General features: G+C 42.4%; 1 protein-coding gene. It reads right to left on the bottom strand.

Going from position 1 to position 255, the window contains the following annotated elements:
- Positions 1-255 (bottom strand): hypothetical protein (locus NE665_RS24875; protein ID WP_256302794.1); only part of this gene is annotated, 255 nt, incomplete at both ends.

Raw genomic sequence — 255 nt, 5'->3', positions numbered from 1 at the left:
TGGAGATGAGATATCTTCCGCTGCCTTGACTTCGAACACAGCACCCTTCAATTTCCGCATTTCATATTTGAACTTCGTATTGCCATGATCATCAGTTTCTGCAGAAGTAAGGACCTCTCCCTGTTTTACGACTGCGATACGTCCTTTTACTGAAGTATCCTGTTTAGTGACAGTGATGACCGGTGTAGCACCGTCTGGAAGTGTCTCATATGCTGTATTGCTTGATACTTTAAATTTAACTGGAGCGATATTCAA

The organism is Clostridium sp. DFI.1.208, assembly GCF_024463855.1.
Classification (GTDB): Bacteria; Bacillota_I; Bacilli_A; order Erysipelotrichales; family Erysipelotrichaceae; genus Clostridium_AQ.
Note: the sequence above shows the minus strand (reverse complement) of the source record. Positions and strands in the feature narration are given on the sequence as shown.